Here is a 16782-nt window from a genome sequence, read left to right as displayed (position 1 = left end):
GTCAGGATCGTTTTTTCGTTTACTTGTTATATCTTAAATCCGGTATTACTTGTTAAATTCGGCGTTGTAGTTCTTCTTTGCATTTGGCAGTGCAAACGTGTTTTCGTAGAGATATTTCTCTGTGATCTTTTCCAAATAGCCGGTCTTGTACAAGTGTTCAATTTCCTTGTTTAAGTCCCGTGTCAGCTTCTTGTTCTTGGCACTCTTGTGTAGGAGCAGGTATGGACTCCGTTGACCAATTGACTTAGAAACCGCCAGCTTCTTGCCTTCCTTGGTGTGTTCGATCTGCTTGTAGGCTGGGTATGGGTAAATTGCCACGTCGTACTTGCCACTAGCAACTTCCTTCAGAGCATCCGCCGAAGACTGGTCCCCAATCGCCTTCAGCTTAACCTTATCCTTGTGAGACTTGTTGTAGTCTGAAACCACGCTGTAACGGGCATCGTCTGTCGGCACTGGGACCAGTTTCATCTTCTTCTTGGCCACTTCGTTTAAGGAAGCCGCCTTCTTACCACCCTTGCGATAAACCAGCCGCAAGTCATCCAGCCCTACCGCACGCGTGTGGTAGTAAGTGCTGAACCGTTGTTTGTTGTACCAAGAGTTATTCAGGGCCAGGTCGTACTTACCACTCTGCAAACCAGAGAAGACCGCATTTTGTGAGGTGAAAGTCGTCTTGAACTTGTATTGTGGCATGTCCTTGTCCATCTTCTTGATCAAATCACCGTAGTAGCCGGCCGGTCCATGATCTGTGTTAACGATGTAGGTCGAATTACCATTGGGGGCCGCAACGTTAACGGTCGTCGCAGCATGGGCGGCAGTGGCTGAGGAAAGCAGCACGGTACTCAACAAGCCAACAACGGCTAAACGATTAAATAATTTTTGTAACTTCATAGGAATCTCCCTTTCATGATTAATGACTAACTTGTGCATAACGATAGTGACGTTCAAATTGACGAAGAACAAAAGCAAATACCCAGCAGACGACAATGTAAATAATCAAGGCATCCGTGTAAGTTTCCAGATATTTGAAGCCTTCACTGGAGATGATATTGGCCTTGCCCATGACTTCGACTAAACCAATGTTGTAGACCAAGGCCGTATCCTTAATCAAGTCCAGGAAAATGTTGGTGAAATTCGGAATCAGGTTGGCAATCAACTGTGGAACCACGATTTGCACCATGGCTGTGGCTGGCTTCATCCCAACCGAAATGGCCGCTTCGTACTGGCCTGGGTCAACGGCGTGATAGGCAGAGCGAATGCTTTCTGACAAGTTGGCCATTGCGTTCAAACCATAGGCGGAAAATGCGATGACGATAGCCGGCAAACCGTTCGGATCAACGTGCCAACCCGCTGCCTGCAGACTTGTTAGTAGTTGGGGCAGACCGTAGTAAACCACATACAGCTGAACTAAAATCGGTGTTCCCCGAATAAATGAGACCAGCGTTGCTAAGAACTGCGCCAGAACCGGCACCTGCTTCTCTCGGGCGATGACCACGCCAATTGCCAGCACCAAACCAATTAAGGTGGCAATGAAGGCAATCAACAAGGTCAACGGCACCGCCAGCACGATCTGGGGAAAAGCTTCTTTTGCAAAATTCAAGTCAAACATGTAATTCCCCCTCTCAAGCCATCAGTGCAAAGTGTTTACGAATTTGCCGAAAAATTGCTTCAATGATCAAAACGATCAGCCAGTAGGTCAACGCCAATAGAACGAAAATCTGCAACTGATGAATGCCGGCGGTCTGGTTGGATAAGTTGGCCGCTTCGTTGTACATGTCAAACAGTCCTAAGACGTAGACCAGTGACGTGGCTTTAACCAGTCCGATCACCAAGTTTTCGACATTCGGCAAGGCGTTGACTGCCGCTTGCGGCAAGATGATCCGGAAGAGCGCGTCCCGGTTGTTCATCCCAACTGAACGGGCCGCTTCTAATTGGCCAGGATCGACCGACAGATAGGCGCTGCGAAAAGCTTCTGCTAAGTAGGCGCTCCAGCCGATAGTCAGGCCAAAGACCCCAAACATGAGGCGCGTCCAGTGCTCAATGTTGATCGAGATGAGTTTCAAAAGGACCGGCAAGCCATAGTAGGATAGCAAGAGCATTAAGAGCGGCGGTGTGCCCCTGACCAAGTTTAAGTAGAGATTGGCCAGTCCCTGCCAAAAGCGACCCTTCGCCAACTTCATCCGGGTCAACAACATTCCCAGCACTGTGGCCAGAATCAACGACCAGGACAAGAGCAGCAATGTGTTCGGCAACCCACGGAGGATGACGCGCAAAATTTTTACTGTGCTCATAAAACCACCACCTAATAGTTTTCGGCCAAGGCACCCAAGAACTGCCGCGTGCGTTCTTCACGCGGATGGTTGAATACCTGGTCCGGACTGCCGCTTTCAACGATCTGTCCGTCATCGAAAAAGACGATACGGGAGGCCACATTCTTAGCGAATGACATCTGGTGTGTGACCACCACCATAGTTTGACCGGCCTGTGCGAGGCGCCGCATGTCATCCAGCACCGTCCCTACCAGTTCGGGATCCAAAGCTGACGTTGGTTCGTCAAACAGGATGACGTCTGGCTTGAGCACCGTGGCCCGGGCAATGCCGATTCGCTGCTGTTGACCACCGGACAGTTGCGATGGGTAATGATTAGCTTGAGCAGCTAAGCCTAATGACTTCAATTCGTCACTGGCAATCGTGAGCGCCTGGCGTTTGTCCATCCCCTGCCCGTAGATCAAGCCTTCCGCAATGTTTTCTTGCGCCGTTTTATTCTTGAACAGGTTGTAGTTTTGGAAAACCATTGCGCTATGGCGGCGAACAAAGTGCACATCGTCCTTCTTGGGATGGGCTAAGTCAATCTGCCGGTCCTTAAAGTTCATCGTTCCTGCATCTGCGTTTTCCAAGAAGTTCAGGTTCCGCAGTAGAGTCGTTTTACCAGAACCAGACGGGCCAATGATTACGACCACCTCGCCTTGGTCAACGGAGAAATCCACCCCTTTCAGCACGGTTCGTTTGCCAAATCTCTTTTCTAACTTTTTGACTGATAAAAGCATTTCATCACCCCTGATAATCATGTGCCGCTTCAATTGCCCACCGTAAATGATCGTAATTAATATCGCGTGGCACCGTGCAGTCGGCTCCCAGCAGCACACCAGTCGTGCCGGCCTCGTCTAACAAGCGCTGCACCTCAGCTTGAATTTCCTCCTTATTGCCGCGGTAAAGAATTCCTGCAGTGGAGTTGTCAAAACCACCTAAGACTGGACGATCATTAAACAATTTCTTACCTTCACCCAGTGTGTAACCATCCGTCTTCGTGGCCCAGTTAATCACCTGCAGTGGGTAGTCCTTAAACCATTCCAGGTGGTTGTAGGCCCCGTCAAAGCCACAGATGTGCAGGATGTTCAGGCTACTCTCCTGATTGATCTGCTCCTGCACCTGCTGGTCAACTTGTTCCATCACCTTTTGGAAGAAGTGCAGGTTGTCGAGGCGTTCGTCCTGAACCGATTGGGTTGAGTAATAGATACCATCGATTCCAGTCTGCATCAGCGCATGAACCAACTTGCCCAGGTCGTTTGCGATCACCTGTAAAACATAGTTGACCAAAGTGGAATCTTTCAGGTAGAGATCAGCGAAGCGTTTGTCGGCTAATAACAATGGATCCTGGTAGTGCTTGATCAGTGCCCATTTGAACAGGTACATCGGTGAGAAGACCGTGACGAAAACCGGCTTGTCATTGGCAATCTGCTTTTGTTTCCGGGCTAATTTGGCTTGATCCACAATCCATGGGTCATTCTCACTCAATGGCTGGACATTGCCTAAGTCAGCTGGATCCTGGAGATTAGTGACACCCCGAAACGGATATGGGAAGTAGCCATCCAGCATTGTCTTGACAAAATCTACATCGAGATCTTTCAGGTACTGACGGTGGCCATCGAGGTTGACCTTTACCACAGCAGGATCTTGATAAGCATCCGTAAATTCGTTGTCGGCAAAGTGACGCCAAAATGATGTGGGCACGCCTGTAGTCTTTTCGTTATGCATTGCTTTTAAAACTTGTTCTCTGGTTAAACTCATGATTAATTCCTCCTCAATCGAAACGAAGACACAAAAAAACTCGCAACCATGACTAACATGGTTGCGAGTTTTGCTTTATGGAGATGACAATCTTTATTTACGCATGTACTGCAAAAAGACCGCCAACTGAAACCATGTCAGTTCGCTTGTTCATTTGAGTACATGCACAACATTCAAAGTTAAACAAACTTAACATGGTTTTCCCTCCTCGTTTTTTGATGATGGTTAAACTATAACTACTTACTTAAAGATAGTCAAGCCTAAAACTGAAATTTTTAATTTATTTCTCATAAAGAATGGTAACGGGCCCGTCATTCAGCAGGTCAACCTGCATGTCGGCACCAAATTGGCCGGTTTCAACATGGATGCCTGTAGCGCGTAATTTCTGGTTGAACTGGTCATAGAGCTTCTCGGCCATTTCCGGTTTGGCCGCCTTGGAAAAGCCAGGTCGATTACCATGCCTAACATCGGCATACAGGGTGAATTGCGAAATCGACAGGATGGCCCCATCCACATCCTTCAAACCAAGGTTCATTTTCCCTGGTTCGCTTTCAAAGACCCGTAAGTTAGTGACCTTGTGGACCATCCAATCCAGGGTGGCCTCATCATCATCCGGGCCAAAACCAACTAGCAGCATGTAGCCCTGCTTAATCTGGCCAATTACTTTTTCGTCAACACTAACGGAAGCGTGTTTGACACGTTGCAATACAATTCGCATATGCTCCTCCTAATGAATCACTCGCTTAACCACGTATACATCATGAATGTTCTTCAAGGCGTCCATGATGATCTGCAGGTGTTCAGCATTCCGCACGCCGACAGAGGCCGAGATGATTGCCAAGCGGTTGTGATCCAGTTTCCCATTTACCGAGTTTAAGAAACGGGTGTTGTTATTGATCGAACGCAGGACATCATTCAACAGGCCATTGCGGTTGTAGCCTTGAACCTCAATATCGGCGTTGTAGTTGGTCTTGTCACCTTCAGGATTGCTCCAGTAAACCTTGACCAGCCGTTGACCACTCTTTTCGGCCTGCTTGACGTTCGGGCAATCAACCCGGTGAACGGACACACCACGCCCCTTGGTGATGTAGCCCACAATTGGATCACCGGGAACCGGGCTGCAGCAATGACTCAACCGGGTCAACAAGTTGTCAACCCCTTCAACAATCACGTCACTGTTACCGTTGGAAATGTGGTTCTTGTTGTTGGTGTTGTTCTCCAAGGTCTGGTGGTCTTCCATCAGTGCCTTTTCTTCTTTACGCTGCTGATCGTTACGCTGCTTTTGCCGAATCTTGGCAGTGAAACGGTTGCGCACACCAATCGGCGGTACATCCCCGAAGCCCACTGCGGCAAACAGGTCGTCGCCGCTCTTGAAGTGCATCTGCTTAGCAACGGCGTCAACCTGCTCGTCGGTCATCAGATCATTTGGATCCAAGCCGTCTTCTCGTAACAGACGTTCAATTTGTGCACGACCGTCAACAATGTTCTTCTCCCGATCATGAGCCCGGAAGAATTGGTGAATCTTGTTCCGCGCACGCCGGGTGGATACCAGGTTCAGCCAGTCACGACTAGGACCGGCCGATGATGGCGAAGTCAAAATGTCGACAATGTCACCGTTCTTGATGTCGTAATCTAGGGGAACAATGTGGCCATTGACCTTTGCCCCAGTAGCGTGGTTGCCGACTTCGGTGTGGATCTGGTAGGCCATATCCAGTGGACCGGCACCCTTTGGCATCTCGATGACGTCACCCTTTGGCGTAAAGGCATAGACCTTGTCCGTGAAGACGTCACTTTGGACACCCTGCATGAATTCATCGGTGTCGTGGCTTTCGTTGCGCATCTCTAGGATTTCCTTAACCACGTTCAGCTTCTGGCTGTCGCGGTTGATGGCGATCCCATTGGTCTTGCCTTCCTTGTATGCCCAGTGAGCCGCAACCCCATATTCAGCCACTTGGTGCATCTTATGGGTCCGGATTTGGATTTCCAACGGATGACCCTTAGGACCAATTACGGTGGTGTGCAAGGACTGGTAGCCGTTTGCTTTTGGCATGGCGATATAGTCCTTGAACCGACCCGGCATTGGCGTCCAAGTGGTATGGATTGCACCTAAGACGGCATAGCAGTCCCGTACAGAGTCAACAACGACCCGTACGGCCAGCAAGTCATAGATCTCGCTAAACTGCTTGTGTTGAGTAACCATCTTGCGGTAGATGGAGTAGATGTGCTTCGGCCGCCCGTAAATCTCAACGTTGGGACCCAATTTAAGGTCAGAAATGGCCGCCTTCACTTTCTCCACAGCTTCATTGATGTATGAAACCCGCTGATCGCGCCGTGAGTGCATCAAGTGCGCAATCCGGTAGTACTGCTGTGGGTTCAAGTAACGCAGGGACAGGTCTTCCAACTCCCACTTGATCGTACTGATCCCTAAACGATCAGCAATGGGAGCATAGATTTCCAAAGTTTCGTTGGCAATACGCCGTTGCTTGTCTGGACGCAAGTGTTGCAGCGTCCGCATATTGTGCAGCCGGTCCGCCAATTTAACGATCATGACCCGGATGTCCTTGCTCATTGCCAGCAGTAACTTCCGGTGCGTCTCGGCCATCTGTTCTTTGTTGGACTTATAGTGAATCTTGCTGATCTTGGTATCGCCATCAACAATCATCGCAATCGTGGGCCCAAAGAGTTCCCGAATGTCATCCAACGTTGCCCCCGTATCCTCAACGATGTCATGCATGTAACCGGCACACACCGTTTCTGGATCCATATGCAATTCGGCTAGAATACCGGCAACTTGGATCGGATGAATGATGTAAGGTTCCCCCGACTGCCGTTTCTGATCATGATGAGCAACCGCAGCAAAGTGGTAAGCACGTTCAACCAAGGCCACATGTTCCTTATTCATGTAGCCTTCAACCATATGCTTCACGTCTTCATGAGTTAATTCTTTTGTCTGCGACATATGCTCCCGTCCATTCTTTAATTGTTCCGTTCACGGGCAAGTGACCAGCTCAGATAAGCTAGTCCCAGGTAGACCAGCACCAGGTACCAACAATAACGCGGAACAAAGAAGTAGGCACCAATCATGAAACAAGCCGGAAAGACAAGCAGCTGCCATCCGCGTGATTGCTTGCGTAGATACCAACCTGTCCAGCAGGCAAACAAGCTTAGGAGCAAGAAAATGACCATCATCAAAGTTTTATGAATAAATGGCAATTTACCAACGAGGGCGGTCACTACCACCCCAACGATCAGGCTTGCGACCCACAGTTTTTTGTCAATCTTTTGTCCGATTTGCTTCATCACTATTTCAATCCTTCATTCAGTCTTGTAATGGGGCTATTTTACCATACGCACGCTGCTTTGCATGGATTTAATCACGACATCTCTAATCCAGTTCCAGCTGGTAAGAAACGCAAGCCAGGAAGTACAGTGGCGCAGTTTCCGTTCGCAGGATGCGCGGCCCGAGTCCGGCGGCTTTAATGCCCCTCTTTGCCATCATTTGCACTTCGTCTTCAGTCAACCCGCCTTCTGGGCCAAAAACGGCCAGCAGACTTTGATTGGCCTGGATTTGTTTCAACGTCTGCACCAGTTGAGCGTGCTCGCCTTGCTTGGCCGATTCCTCATAGGCCACAATTTTGTAGTCGGTCTGCTCATGATCCAGACAATTCGTCAGGCTGTCGTAATAGGTCACCTGAGGGATCTGGGTCCGGTGCGATTGTTCAGCCGCTGCGTGAGCAATTTTTTGCAGGTGGTCCAGCTTCTTGGCCACCTTATTAGCCCGCCACTGGCTGATCGACCGCTGTGCAGCAAAGAAGACAATCCGACTGGCACCCAGTTCGGTCCCCTTCTGTACAATCAACTCGGGTTTGCCTTTAGTCTTGGGCAAGCCGCATGCCAGCACCACTTGGACCGGCAGTTCAGGCTTGGTATCTAATTGCTGCACTAGTTTGACCGTCGCCGGGTCAGCATTGACCAACTCTGCTTGAAAAACGCGCTGGTCAGGCAACACAACTTCACATTGACTGCCTGATGTGGCCCGCATCACCCGCACAAAATGATGAGCAGCATCCGTGGGTAATTCAACCAACTTGTCTTTAGGCATTTGCTTTACAAAATATCGTTGCATAGTAACTTCCTTATTCGTCTTTTGGACGGTGGGCAATAATCCCATACCAGTCCTTCATCCGCATTGTTTCATCAATGATGAAGCCGCCATCTTCTTCAGCCTTTTTAACCACCGGGAACTTATCCTTAATGATGCCAGAGGTCAAGAAGTAGCCACCCGGTTTCAGATTGGCCATGGCTTGCGGTACTAGGGGCACGATGATTTCCGCGAGAATGTTGGCCACCACTACGTCAACTGACTTGTGAATACCGTCCAGCAGGTTGTTAACGCCCAGATGAACATCGTGTGCCACTGGGTTCAGATCGATGTTTTTCTGCGCCGACTTAACGGCAACATCATCGATATCGTAGGCCCAAACGTCACCGGCACCAAGTTGCTTAGCGGCAATGCTTAAAACACCAGACCCAGTACCAACGTCGAGAATTGATTCACCGCCCCGTAGTACGATTTCCAGTGCCTGGAGCATCAACTTGGTCGTTGGGTGAGTACCCGTACCAAAGGCCATGCCGGGATCCAAGATCAGCTCCTTTTCACCGGCCTGTTGTGGTTGATAATTTTCCCATTGAGGCACAACGGTTAACTGACTGGTTACCCGTACCGGATGGTAGTAACGTTGCCAAACAGTCGCCCAGTCTTGGTTATCGATCGTCTCGCTGTGAACTTTGGCGGGCTCGGGGTTTAAACCAAATTGTTTCAACTGTAGAACTCGTTGTTCAATGTCCTTCATCAATTCAGGGATAAACACTTTCGGCGGGAAGTAGCCGGTCACACTCGCACCGGACTTTCGGTGAGGCAGCGAGTCAGGGTCCACAATCTCACCGTAAGGGCCATACTTGCCCGGCTTCAAGTTGGCAAAGTCGGCAGCGTTATCAATTTTGACCCCGTTGGCACCGGAATCGGTCAGGATGTAACTAACGGCCTCCACCGCTTCATTGCTTGTCTCAACCGTTACTGCTGTCCAATCCATAACAAACCTCCTAATCGAAAAAAAGCGACTCTCTAAAAGCCGCTCAACAATCATTAAATTAATCTTTTTTACTCTCGGCTTCTTCAGCCAGCTTCTTTTCCTTCTTGGCTTGCTTCTTGGCCATGTGCTGGCTCAAATACAGGAGCAAGTCATTTTCAGTGCGGAAAATGCGGGGATGGTGCTGGTGGTGCAAACGCACATCGATCTCATTGATCTTCAGTCTTCCCGTCCATGTATGTGAATAACGGATGATTACCCGGTTATTGAGTTTGTGCTTGCCAAACCGAAAGACATACACATGTTGTGGTGTCATCATTGGACGAATATATTCTTTTTTGTAATTCAAGTCGTTGCTGCGCATGAATTGCTTGGTCCGATTTAAAATGGTAATCACCTCCTATTAAAGTTCTTCACTCACCTATAACTACATGTATTAGTATTTTACCACAGCTCCATTGCACACAAAAGTTAAAGATCTTGTAAATCGGTTCACCCAGTATGCTTGCCGCACCGTTTCCTGTTATAATTTTGTCAATTTAAGAGTGAAAGAAGGTTGATTTAGGTGAGCTTATTAATTGCGATCCTTGTCCTCTGGATTTTATGGAAGTTTTTCAAATTCTCGCTCTGGTTATTAGGCTTCCTGATCCTCTTTACCTTAGCTGCCATCTTTATTAAAGTCCTCCTGATTCCGGCAATTTTGCTCATTTTGGCCAGTGTCGGCTTTGGAATGGCCAACTTTTTCCGTTAAAGCATTACTATTTACATTTTTTGTGATTATGCGATAGTGAACTGTTGTATAATAACTAACGTTGAGCATAATGCTTGTGCTTATTTTAACAATGTGTAGAAAGAGAGTGTTTTGATTGTCTAAGAATCATCAAAAAGTAGTTCTTGTCGGCGACGGTGCCGTTGGTTCTAGTTATGCTTTTGCAATGGCTCAGCAGGGTCTGGCCGAAGAACTGGCTATCGTTGATATCATCAAGGATCGTACTAAGGGGGACGCTTTGGACCTGGAAGACGCAACTGCCTTCACTGCTCCAAAGAACTTCTACTCCGCAGATTACGACACCTGCAAGGATGCTGACCTGGTTGTAATCACTGCCGGTGCACCACAGAAGCCTGGTGAAACCCGTCTGCAACTGGTTGACAAGAACTTGAAGATCATCAAGTCCGTTGTTGAACCAATCGTTAAGTCTGGTTTCAACGGTATCTTCCTGGTTGCCGCTAACCCAGTTGACGTATTGACTTACGCTGTTCAGAAGCTGTCTGGCTTCCCAAAGAACAAGGTTGTTGGTTCCGGTACTTCTCTGGACTCCGCTCGTTTGCGCGTTGCTCTGGCAAAGAAGTTCAATGTTTCACCTGTTGATGTTTCTGCTAACATCATGGCTGAACACGGTGACTCCGAATTTGCTGCTTACTCCAGCGCTACGATTGGTGGCAAGCCGGTCTTAGACTTGGCTAAGGAACAAGGCGTATCCATGGACGAACTGCTGAAGATTGAAGACGACGTTCGTAAGAAGGCTTACCAAATCATCAACTTGAAGGGTGCTACCTTCTACGGTGTTGCTACTGCTCTGGCACGGATTTCTCGCGCTATCCTGCGTGACGAAAACGCTGTTCTGCCAATTGGTGCTCCAATGAACGGTGAATATGGTCTGCACGACCTGTACATCGGTTCTCCAGCCGTTGTTAATGCTAGCGGTGTTGCCAAGGTTCTGGAAGTTCCATTGGACGACCGTGAAGAAAAGGCAATGAAGTCTTCTGCTGAAACGCTGGAAGAAGTTGCTAAGAACGGTATGGCAAAGCTGCAAGGCAACAAGTAATTCAATCAAATAACCACTTAATTAATAAAGCCCTCTTTGAACAACTTCAAAGAGGGTTTTGTTATAGCTTCATGCATTCTCTTCAATCATTTCGACAATCTTGATGCCGAATTTAATCAACTGTGCGGATCGACAACGAAAGTAATACTCATCGCGTTGACTATGCTTTTCACAAGTCACCATTGCCTGCACCAGGTCGTAAATCACTTGCAAACGCAGCTGCCAAGTAAGCGACCACGATAGTTTTTGATGGATTTGCAGCGCTGGTTGCCGGACAACTGCCAGACTGCCATTGGGTCCTAATATCCCAAACCAATCTGCTCCGCAATAAGTATCGTCAATACCAAGCAACTGACATAACTGGCGAAACGTCTTCACATATAAACCCCAAACAAGCGACTGTGACCGAACTATCTTTTGTGGCTTGGTGGTCGGACTTACTTCAAGCATCTGCACGATTATCATTGATCCCTTCATTAGTCTACATGTTAGCGCTTACATTATAACAGCATATCCCGCAAATGTAAGCAGTAAGTTTTATTACTTGCCAGATAAAGAGTGATAACGGTAAACTCGATCATGATCTTAAGTTATGAAAAGGAAGTGTCGTTATGAAAAAGCGTCAAACCATCACCAATCTTATAACGACGCTCTTAGCCTCCCTAATGGTTTGGGGGACTCCCCTGCTGGCTCGCGCCGATACTGCCCTGCCCGCAATCAATTCCAGCAGTAATTACTTCGACAATGATGATGATCATCCGAACAATGACTACGCGGTCAAACGGTCCACTCCCCAACACGCGTTGTCAATCCCGGATAAGACCCCAACCCCCACTGAAGGCTATCGCTGGAGTCATCGTCGCATCTACATCTATATGGAAGCGGGCAACCCACAGGTCAAGCAGGCGTTTCGAGACGCAGTTAAAGCCTGGAATCGGACCGGGACTATTCACTTTGTGTGGACGAAGAAAGCCTCGCATGCGAATGTCTTTGCCAAGAGTGGTGACCTGAGTGCCGACAGTGTTAATAGCTCAGTCGGCACCAATCATTCCGACCTCGGCTCGACTAAAACGTCCTACGATCCCGACAAACACGCCCTACTCAGCGCAACCTCCACGCTTGATCCCAATCAACTGGCTTTAAGCAGCCGCGGTTTTCGTAGCGAAGTGGCTCAACACGAATTGGGCCACGCACTGGGATTGGCCCATGCGCCAGAATACGAGAACAGCGTAATGATCCCGCGCAATGTCCGGACCGGCATCACCAAGCTCGACCGGCGAACCATTAAATTGCTTTACCAATAATCCAACTGTTTTAGCAACTAAAAAACCGTTGATGATCATGTCATCAACGGTTTTGTTATTTGGTCTGGGCTGCCGTTTTCGTCTGCGGTGGCGTTAACTGTTCAATCACGTTATTCTTCACACCCAACTTGTTGGCTAAAAAGCGGCGATAGTCAGCTTGCATCTGTTCAGTGACAAACTCCTGCCCTAACCGGTTAAAGTCGGCCTGGTCCTGCTTTGCTTGAGCAGTCGCTTTGTTGATTTCCGCCAACTGACGTGGATACTTCTTCTGCTTGCTGTTGAACCGGAGCCGTAAGAATACCAGCACCAGTGCAGCCAGGGCAAACAGCAAGCCCAATTGAATCAGCAAAACCGAGGTAAAGGCGCCTGCAATCACCACCAGTAGGGCAATCACAAACAAGCCAATACTGATTTTTTGGTCAAGGTAAGCCGGTGCATAATCATGGTGGTTGCGCATCAACTGGTTAAAGGCTGGCTGAGCCTTCGCATAATCATTGAGGCGGACGTTCAAGCGCCCCAGTTCACCCCGACCTTCCAAAATCTCATGGTTCAGCATGTCCTCATACTTGCCATAATGATTGTGTTCTAGAAAGTCGGCCCGCAACTTGGCAATCTCGTCGTCGCTTAAATGTAAAGCCTGCGTGTCTTTCAGCTTATCCAAGCGCTGGTCAATTGCGGCTAATGCTGTCTGCTTTTCTTCTGCTGATAATCCAAATCGTTCTTCGTTTGCCATAAAATTTCCTCCGTAAAATGTCAACAGATTGATTTTAAACCTGTCAATTAACGATGTCCATCTCAGTTTACTCGACACCCTGCCCTGCAATTTGTAAAATATAGCTAGAAAGTTAGGAGGGGTCAGTTTGAGTAAGCATGAACGGGTGATAACACTAGACGGACCAATGAATTTCCGTGATTTAGGCGGTTATCAGACACAGGATGGCCGGGCCATCAAATGGGGCACTATTTACCGTGCCGATGACCTCAGTCGTCTCTCCCATCATGACCGGCAAAAGTTGTCTGCTTTGAATATCACCGTTGATTGTGATTTGCGGAGCAGCTTTGAACAGATGACGGCCCCGGATCGCCATTGGTCCGGTGTGAAGTATGTGGACGCACATGTGTATGCAGAAAATGGTGAGGACGACGAACAGCTCGATGTGCCAGGTGTCCATGAATTTAACGACATGCTGGGCAACATTTACCAACATGTCCTCCTCAATGTGCACAGCCAGTTGGCCTTCAAACAGGTCCTGCACGAGCTGCTCAACCTGCCTGCTGGTGATGCACTGGTCTTCCACTGCAGTGCCGGCAAAGACCGGACTGGCATGGTTTCAGCCTTGATCATGGCAGTTCTCGGCGTTGACGACAACACCATTATCAAAGACTACCTGCTGACCAACCAACTGTATAGCTTTGCGATGAGTGACCAGCTCAAAACTAACGATGAGCTCAGCCAGATGATCGCCAACATGAACGTTACCAAGGGCGATGGCCCAGTCATGAAGGGCTTTTTGCAGACGATTCACGACGGCTGGGGTTCGGCTGAAAATTTGTTCACCCAGCGGTTCGGTTTCACTGCCAAAGATATTGAAGACTTCAGGAACAAGTTTCTCGTTTAATGTCAAACTCCCCCAATTACCCTAATACCCTAAGGAGGTTCTATCATGAAAGACTTTAAAGAAGACCACTGTAAGATTGCCTTGATCCAGGATAGCCCCGTCCTCTTTGATAAAAAGGCTTCTACTGACAAAGCAATTGCGCTCATTCAACAGGCACAGGCCAAGTCACCAGAACTGATTGTCTTTCCCGAATTGTTTATCCCGGGTTATCCCTTTGGCATGAATTTTGGCTTCGTTGTCGGTGGCCGGCATGAGAGCGGGCGCAAAGATTGGTGGCGCTACTGCGATAACTCAGTGGTTGTCCCCGGTCCCGAAACCAAAGCACTGGGACAGGCAGCTGCTCAAGCCCACGCCTACCTGAGCATCGGTGTTTCCGAGCGCGACCAGGTTTCTGGCAGTCTCTATAATTCAAACCTCTTCTTTGGCCCTGATGGGAGCCTGCTAGCCGTCCACCGTAAACTCAAGCCAACGGGCAGCGAACGCCTCGTGTGGGCGGATGCTAATAAGGACTATTTCCCGGTCATCGACACTCCTTGGGGCAAGATGGGCAGTCTGATCTGCTGGGAAAGCTACATGCCATTAGCACGGGTTGCCCTCTATCAAAAGGGAATCAGCATTTACATTTCGCCAAACACCAATGACAATCCCGAATGGCAGGATACCATCAAGCACATCGCTATCGAAGGCCATGTCTTCTTTATCAACTCCGATATGATCATCAACAAGACCGACTACCCGACGAAACTGCTGCATGCGAACGAAGAAATTGCCAAGCTAGATGATCGGGTCTGTCGTGGCGGTAGTTGTGTCGTTGATCCGTATGGCCACTATCTAACGCAACCGGTCTGGGATGATAAAACCATCATCTATGCCGACCTACCAATGAATGAGGTTCCCCAAAGCAAGATGGAAATGGATGCGATCGGCCACTATAGCCGGCCCGACGTTCTCGACTTACACGTCAACGATCAATAATTACAAACAATAAACCCGGAGCGACTTCAACGAGAGGCTGCCCCGGGTTTTCATATCTGTGAGTAATCTGACTAATTTTAGTAAACGGCACCGTCATAGAAGCCAAAGCCTAATTGGTTGAAGTTGAAGTCGGCCAATTCAGACATCTTGATGAAGTTGTCAGCGGCACCAAAGGTCATCAGGTTCAGTGGCTTGCCCCATTCTTCGTCCGGAATGACTACCAGGTTGTACTTGCCCAGCGTCCGGGCCATACCGAGTTCAACCCCCATCCCAACGTCTTCAGCACTTGGCAGGTAAACAGCTAATACCAGGTCACTAGTCTGAATACCGATCCGGTCACCATTGTAAGTAGCAGTTGCCCATTCACGGTCCTTCAGCAATTCTGGGTGTTCAGCCACGCTTAAACCTTTGTATTGGTGATCCAGTGGCACATAAGAGTTTTCGACATCGACCGTTGGATTATCCTCGATCGCCTTCATCGCAGCCTTGTATGCGCGATTTTGTTTTTCGTTAAACCAGCCAGCACAAAAGTAAACTGTTTTTGTCTTTGACATGAAAATGTTCCCCTTTTACCATTTATTCTTTTGACTTCTCACATTCTATCACAGATTTGTTAAAGCAAACACGAACAATTGCATTTATTTTCTTTTTATTTTTTGAAAACGTTTTTAATAATTTCTTTATATCGTGGCGACTTATGTTAGAATGAAGATGAGGGTCTAAGTATGAAGGGTGTAATTGACAATAATCCCTTTTCATGTTAGTAATTCCTCCGCGTTGATCAGGTTGGCGCGCTGGTTGTGAGATTTTTTAGCGGCTCGTCAACTTGGTTTAGAAATGATGATTTCTCGTCAACTTGGTTTAGAAATGATGATTTATGGAAACTATTTAGAGAAAGGACCTGAATCATATGTCAAGAAAAGTTGCAGTTATCGGAATGGGTCACGTTGGTTCAACGGTTGCCCACTACTTGGTTGCTTGTGGTTTCGTTGATGACTTGGTTTTAATTGACAGTAATGAAGGTAAGGTTAACGCTGATGCCATCGACTTTGAAGATGCGATGGCTAACCTGCCATTCCACACCAACATTTACGTTAACGATTGGAGCCAGTTGAAGGACACCGAAGTTATCATCTCTGCTCTTGGCAAAATCAAGTTACTGGATAACCCAAAGGCCGACCGTTTTGGTGAACTGAACTTCAACCGGAATGCCGTTCGTGAAGTTGCCCAGAAGATCAAGGAAAGTGGCTTCAACGGCAAGATCGTTGCTATCACCAACCCAGTTGACGTTATCACTTCCATGTACCAAGAATTAACCGGCTTACCAAAGAAGCAGGTTATGGGTACCGGGACTGTGCTTGACACGGCCCGGATGCAGAAGGCTATTGGTCAACTGGTTAACGTCGACCCTCGTTCGGTTTCCGGCTACAACTTAGGTGAACACGGTAACTCTCAATTCACCGCTTGGTCAACGGTTAAGGTCTTAGGCCAGCCATTCGAAAAGTTGGCAAAGGACAAGGGCATTGATTTGAACAAGATCAACGACGACATCAAGATGGGTGCCTGGAAGGTTATGAAGGGCAAGAAGTACACCAGCTATGGTGTTGCTACTGCTGCCGTTCGGATCACCAATGCCATCCTGTCCAACAGCATGCTGGAACTGCCAGTTTCCAACTACCGTGAAGAATACGGCGTTTACCTTTCATACCCAGCCATCATCGGCCGTGACGGTATCGAAAAGCAATGCAAGCTTGACTTGACCGCTGAAGAATTAGAGAAGTTGCAAAACTCCGCTAACTTCATCAAGGAAAAGACCGAAGAAAGCTTGAACGAAGCTAAGTAATTCAACAATTAAGTTTAAAAAAAAAGAGCTTGGCAGATGCCAAGCTCTTTTTGTGTTGCAT

General features: G+C 48.2%; 20 protein-coding genes. 6 read left to right on the top strand and 14 right to left on the bottom strand.

What is annotated here, in order from left to right:
- Positions 1-45: 45 nt before the first annotated feature.
- The 11 genes from IV45_RS04360 to IV45_RS04310 all read right to left on the bottom strand — a co-directional run bounded on the left by IV45_RS04360 (position 46) and on the right by IV45_RS04310 (position 9518).
- Positions 46-888, bottom strand: coding sequence for a transporter substrate-binding domain-containing protein (locus IV45_RS04360; RefSeq protein WP_057741032.1), 843 nt, complete (start codon positions 886-888; stop codon positions 46-48).
- Positions 889-907: 19 nt separating this feature from the next.
- Positions 908-1606, bottom strand: a complete 699-nt coding sequence (locus IV45_RS04355; RefSeq protein ID WP_057741030.1) for an amino acid ABC transporter permease — start codon at positions 1604-1606, stop codon at positions 908-910.
- A 13-nt stretch (positions 1607-1619) separates the two neighbouring features.
- On the bottom strand, positions 1620-2288 hold the full coding sequence (locus IV45_RS04350) for an amino acid ABC transporter permease (protein ID WP_057741028.1): 669 nt from the start codon (positions 2286-2288) through the stop codon (positions 1620-1622).
- Between the two features lie 11 nt (positions 2289-2299).
- The gene (locus IV45_RS04345; RefSeq protein WP_057741026.1) at positions 2300-3043 is read right to left on the bottom strand and encodes an amino acid ABC transporter ATP-binding protein; all 744 of its coding nucleotides are present in this window, start codon (positions 3041-3043) and stop codon (positions 2300-2302) included.
- A 4-nt stretch (positions 3044-3047) separates the two neighbouring features.
- Positions 3048-4064: a uroporphyrinogen decarboxylase family protein gene (locus IV45_RS04340; RefSeq protein ID WP_057741025.1), complete on the bottom strand. Its 1017-nt coding sequence runs from the start codon at positions 4062-4064 to the stop codon at positions 3048-3050.
- Between the two features lie 280 nt (positions 4065-4344).
- The gene (gene dtd, locus IV45_RS04335) at positions 4345-4782 is read right to left on the bottom strand and encodes a D-aminoacyl-tRNA deacylase (RefSeq protein WP_057741023.1); all 438 of its coding nucleotides are present in this window, start codon (positions 4780-4782) and stop codon (positions 4345-4347) included.
- Positions 4783-4791: 9 nt separating this feature from the next.
- Complete coding sequence (locus IV45_RS04330; RefSeq protein ID WP_057741021.1) at positions 4792-7023, bottom strand: RelA/SpoT family protein; 2232 nt, start codon at positions 7021-7023, stop codon at positions 4792-4794.
- A gap of 17 nt (positions 7024-7040) precedes the next feature.
- Positions 7041-7367: a hypothetical protein gene (locus tag IV45_RS04325; RefSeq protein WP_157051207.1), complete on the bottom strand. Its 327-nt coding sequence runs from the start codon at positions 7365-7367 to the stop codon at positions 7041-7043.
- An 82-nt stretch (positions 7368-7449) separates the two neighbouring features.
- Complete coding sequence (locus tag IV45_RS04320) at positions 7450-8190, bottom strand: 16S rRNA (uracil(1498)-N(3))-methyltransferase (RefSeq protein ID WP_057741217.1); 741 nt, start codon at positions 8188-8190, stop codon at positions 7450-7452.
- 10 nt (positions 8191-8200) lie between these two features.
- Positions 8201-9157 (bottom strand): 50S ribosomal protein L11 methyltransferase, encoded by a 957-nt coding sequence (gene prmA / locus IV45_RS04315; RefSeq protein WP_057741018.1) that lies wholly within the window; start codon positions 9155-9157, stop codon positions 8201-8203.
- A 58-nt stretch (positions 9158-9215) separates the two neighbouring features.
- The gene (locus tag IV45_RS04310) at positions 9216-9518 is read right to left on the bottom strand and encodes a hypothetical protein (RefSeq protein ID WP_191980010.1); all 303 of its coding nucleotides are present in this window, start codon (positions 9516-9518) and stop codon (positions 9216-9218) included.
- Positions 9519-9719: 201 nt separating this feature from the next.
- On the opposite strand from IV45_RS04310, the gene IV45_RS04305 reads away from it, so the two are divergent.
- Both IV45_RS04305 and IV45_RS04300 read left to right on the top strand, forming a co-directional pair.
- Positions 9720-9905, top strand: a complete 186-nt coding sequence (locus IV45_RS04305) for a hypothetical protein (RefSeq protein WP_057741015.1) — start codon at positions 9720-9722, stop codon at positions 9903-9905.
- Between the two features lie 115 nt (positions 9906-10020).
- Positions 10021-10980 (top strand): L-lactate dehydrogenase, encoded by a 960-nt coding sequence (locus IV45_RS04300; RefSeq protein WP_057741013.1) that lies wholly within the window; start codon positions 10021-10023, stop codon positions 10978-10980.
- 69 nt (positions 10981-11049) lie between these two features.
- Here the strand turns inward: IV45_RS04300 and IV45_RS04295 are convergent, their stop codons facing one another.
- A complete protein-coding gene (locus IV45_RS04295; protein WP_162257110.1) occupies positions 11050-11430 on the bottom strand; it encodes a hypothetical protein in 381 nt (126 codons plus the stop codon).
- A 161-nt stretch (positions 11431-11591) separates the two neighbouring features.
- Between IV45_RS04295 and IV45_RS04290 the strand changes: the two genes are divergently transcribed.
- Positions 11592-12284: a matrixin family metalloprotease gene (locus IV45_RS04290; RefSeq protein ID WP_157051205.1), complete on the top strand. Its 693-nt coding sequence runs from the start codon at positions 11592-11594 to the stop codon at positions 12282-12284.
- A 55-nt stretch (positions 12285-12339) separates the two neighbouring features.
- On the opposite strand, the gene IV45_RS04285 is transcribed toward IV45_RS04290, so the two are convergent.
- Positions 12340-13017 (bottom strand): hypothetical protein, encoded by a 678-nt coding sequence (locus IV45_RS04285; protein ID WP_057741009.1) that lies wholly within the window; start codon positions 13015-13017, stop codon positions 12340-12342.
- A 127-nt stretch (positions 13018-13144) separates the two neighbouring features.
- Here IV45_RS04285 and IV45_RS04280 point away from each other — a divergent pair, with 127 nt between their 5' ends.
- Entirely contained in the window at positions 13145-13903 is a 759-nt protein-coding gene (locus tag IV45_RS04280; RefSeq protein ID WP_268872322.1) for a tyrosine-protein phosphatase, read from the top strand.
- Positions 13904-13948: 45 nt separating this feature from the next.
- Positions 13949-14878, top strand: coding sequence for a carbon-nitrogen hydrolase family protein (locus IV45_RS04275; protein ID WP_057741007.1), 930 nt, complete (start codon positions 13949-13951; stop codon positions 14876-14878).
- A 77-nt stretch (positions 14879-14955) separates the two neighbouring features.
- Here IV45_RS04275 and IV45_RS04270 read toward each other — a convergent pair whose 3' ends face one another.
- A complete protein-coding gene (locus IV45_RS04270) occupies positions 14956-15432 on the bottom strand; it encodes a nucleoside 2-deoxyribosyltransferase (protein ID WP_057741005.1) in 477 nt (158 codons plus the stop codon).
- 356 nt (positions 15433-15788) lie between these two features.
- Here IV45_RS04270 and IV45_RS04265 point away from each other — a divergent pair, with 356 nt between their 5' ends.
- A complete protein-coding gene (locus tag IV45_RS04265; RefSeq protein WP_057741004.1) occupies positions 15789-16721 on the top strand; it encodes an L-lactate dehydrogenase in 933 nt (310 codons plus the stop codon).
- The last annotated feature ends 61 nt before the right edge of the window (positions 16722-16782 follow it).

Source organism: Limosilactobacillus secaliphilus (genome assembly GCF_001437055.1).
In the GTDB taxonomy this organism is placed as follows: domain Bacteria; phylum Bacillota; class Bacilli; order Lactobacillales; family Lactobacillaceae; genus Limosilactobacillus; species Limosilactobacillus secaliphilus.
The sequence above is the reverse complement of the archived record's forward strand: the minus strand, read 5'-3'. Positions and strand labels throughout refer to the sequence as shown.

What these genes read in the sequence shown, in the direction of transcription:
- IV45_RS04310 (WP_191980010.1), bottom strand. Translation starts at nt 9,518, where the DNA reads ATGCGCAGCAACGACTTGAATTACAAAAAAGAATATATTCGTCCAATG.
- IV45_RS04345 (WP_057741026.1), bottom strand. Translation starts at nt 3,043, where the DNA reads ATGCTTTTATCAGTCAAAAAGTTAGAAAAGAGATTTGGCAAACGAACC.
- IV45_RS04320 (WP_057741217.1), bottom strand. Translation starts at nt 8,190, where the DNA reads ATGCAACGATATTTTGTAAAGCAAATGCCTAAAGACAAGTTGGTTGAA.
- IV45_RS04275 (WP_057741007.1), top strand. Translation starts at nt 13,949, where the DNA reads ATGAAAGACTTTAAAGAAGACCACTGTAAGATTGCCTTGATCCAGGAT.
- IV45_RS04355 (WP_057741030.1), bottom strand. Translation starts at nt 1,606, where the DNA reads ATGTTTGACTTGAATTTTGCAAAAGAAGCTTTTCCCCAGATCGTGCTG.
- IV45_RS04270 (WP_057741005.1), bottom strand. Translation starts at nt 15,432, where the DNA reads ATGTCAAAGACAAAAACAGTTTACTTTTGTGCTGGCTGGTTTAACGAA.
- IV45_RS04330 (WP_057741021.1), bottom strand. Translation starts at nt 7,023, where the DNA reads ATGTCGCAGACAAAAGAATTAACTCATGAAGACGTGAAGCATATGGTT.
- dtd (WP_057741023.1), bottom strand. Translation starts at nt 4,782, where the DNA reads ATGCGAATTGTATTGCAACGTGTCAAACACGCTTCCGTTAGTGTTGAC.
- IV45_RS04360 (WP_057741032.1), bottom strand. Translation starts at nt 888, where the DNA reads ATGAAGTTACAAAAATTATTTAATCGTTTAGCCGTTGTTGGCTTGTTG.
- IV45_RS04295 (WP_162257110.1), bottom strand. Translation starts at nt 11,430, where the DNA reads ATGCTTGAAGTAAGTCCGACCACCAAGCCACAAAAGATAGTTCGGTCA.
- IV45_RS04265 (WP_057741004.1), top strand. Translation starts at nt 15,789, where the DNA reads ATGTCAAGAAAAGTTGCAGTTATCGGAATGGGTCACGTTGGTTCAACG.
- IV45_RS04290 (WP_157051205.1), top strand. Translation starts at nt 11,592, where the DNA reads ATGAAAAAGCGTCAAACCATCACCAATCTTATAACGACGCTCTTAGCC.
- prmA (WP_057741018.1), bottom strand. Translation starts at nt 9,157, where the DNA reads ATGGATTGGACAGCAGTAACGGTTGAGACAAGCAATGAAGCGGTGGAG.
- IV45_RS04350 (WP_057741028.1), bottom strand. Translation starts at nt 2,288, where the DNA reads ATGAGCACAGTAAAAATTTTGCGCGTCATCCTCCGTGGGTTGCCGAAC.
- IV45_RS04285 (WP_057741009.1), bottom strand. Translation starts at nt 13,017, where the DNA reads ATGGCAAACGAAGAACGATTTGGATTATCAGCAGAAGAAAAGCAGACA.
- IV45_RS04340 (WP_057741025.1), bottom strand. Translation starts at nt 4,064, where the DNA reads ATGAGTTTAACCAGAGAACAAGTTTTAAAAGCAATGCATAACGAAAAG.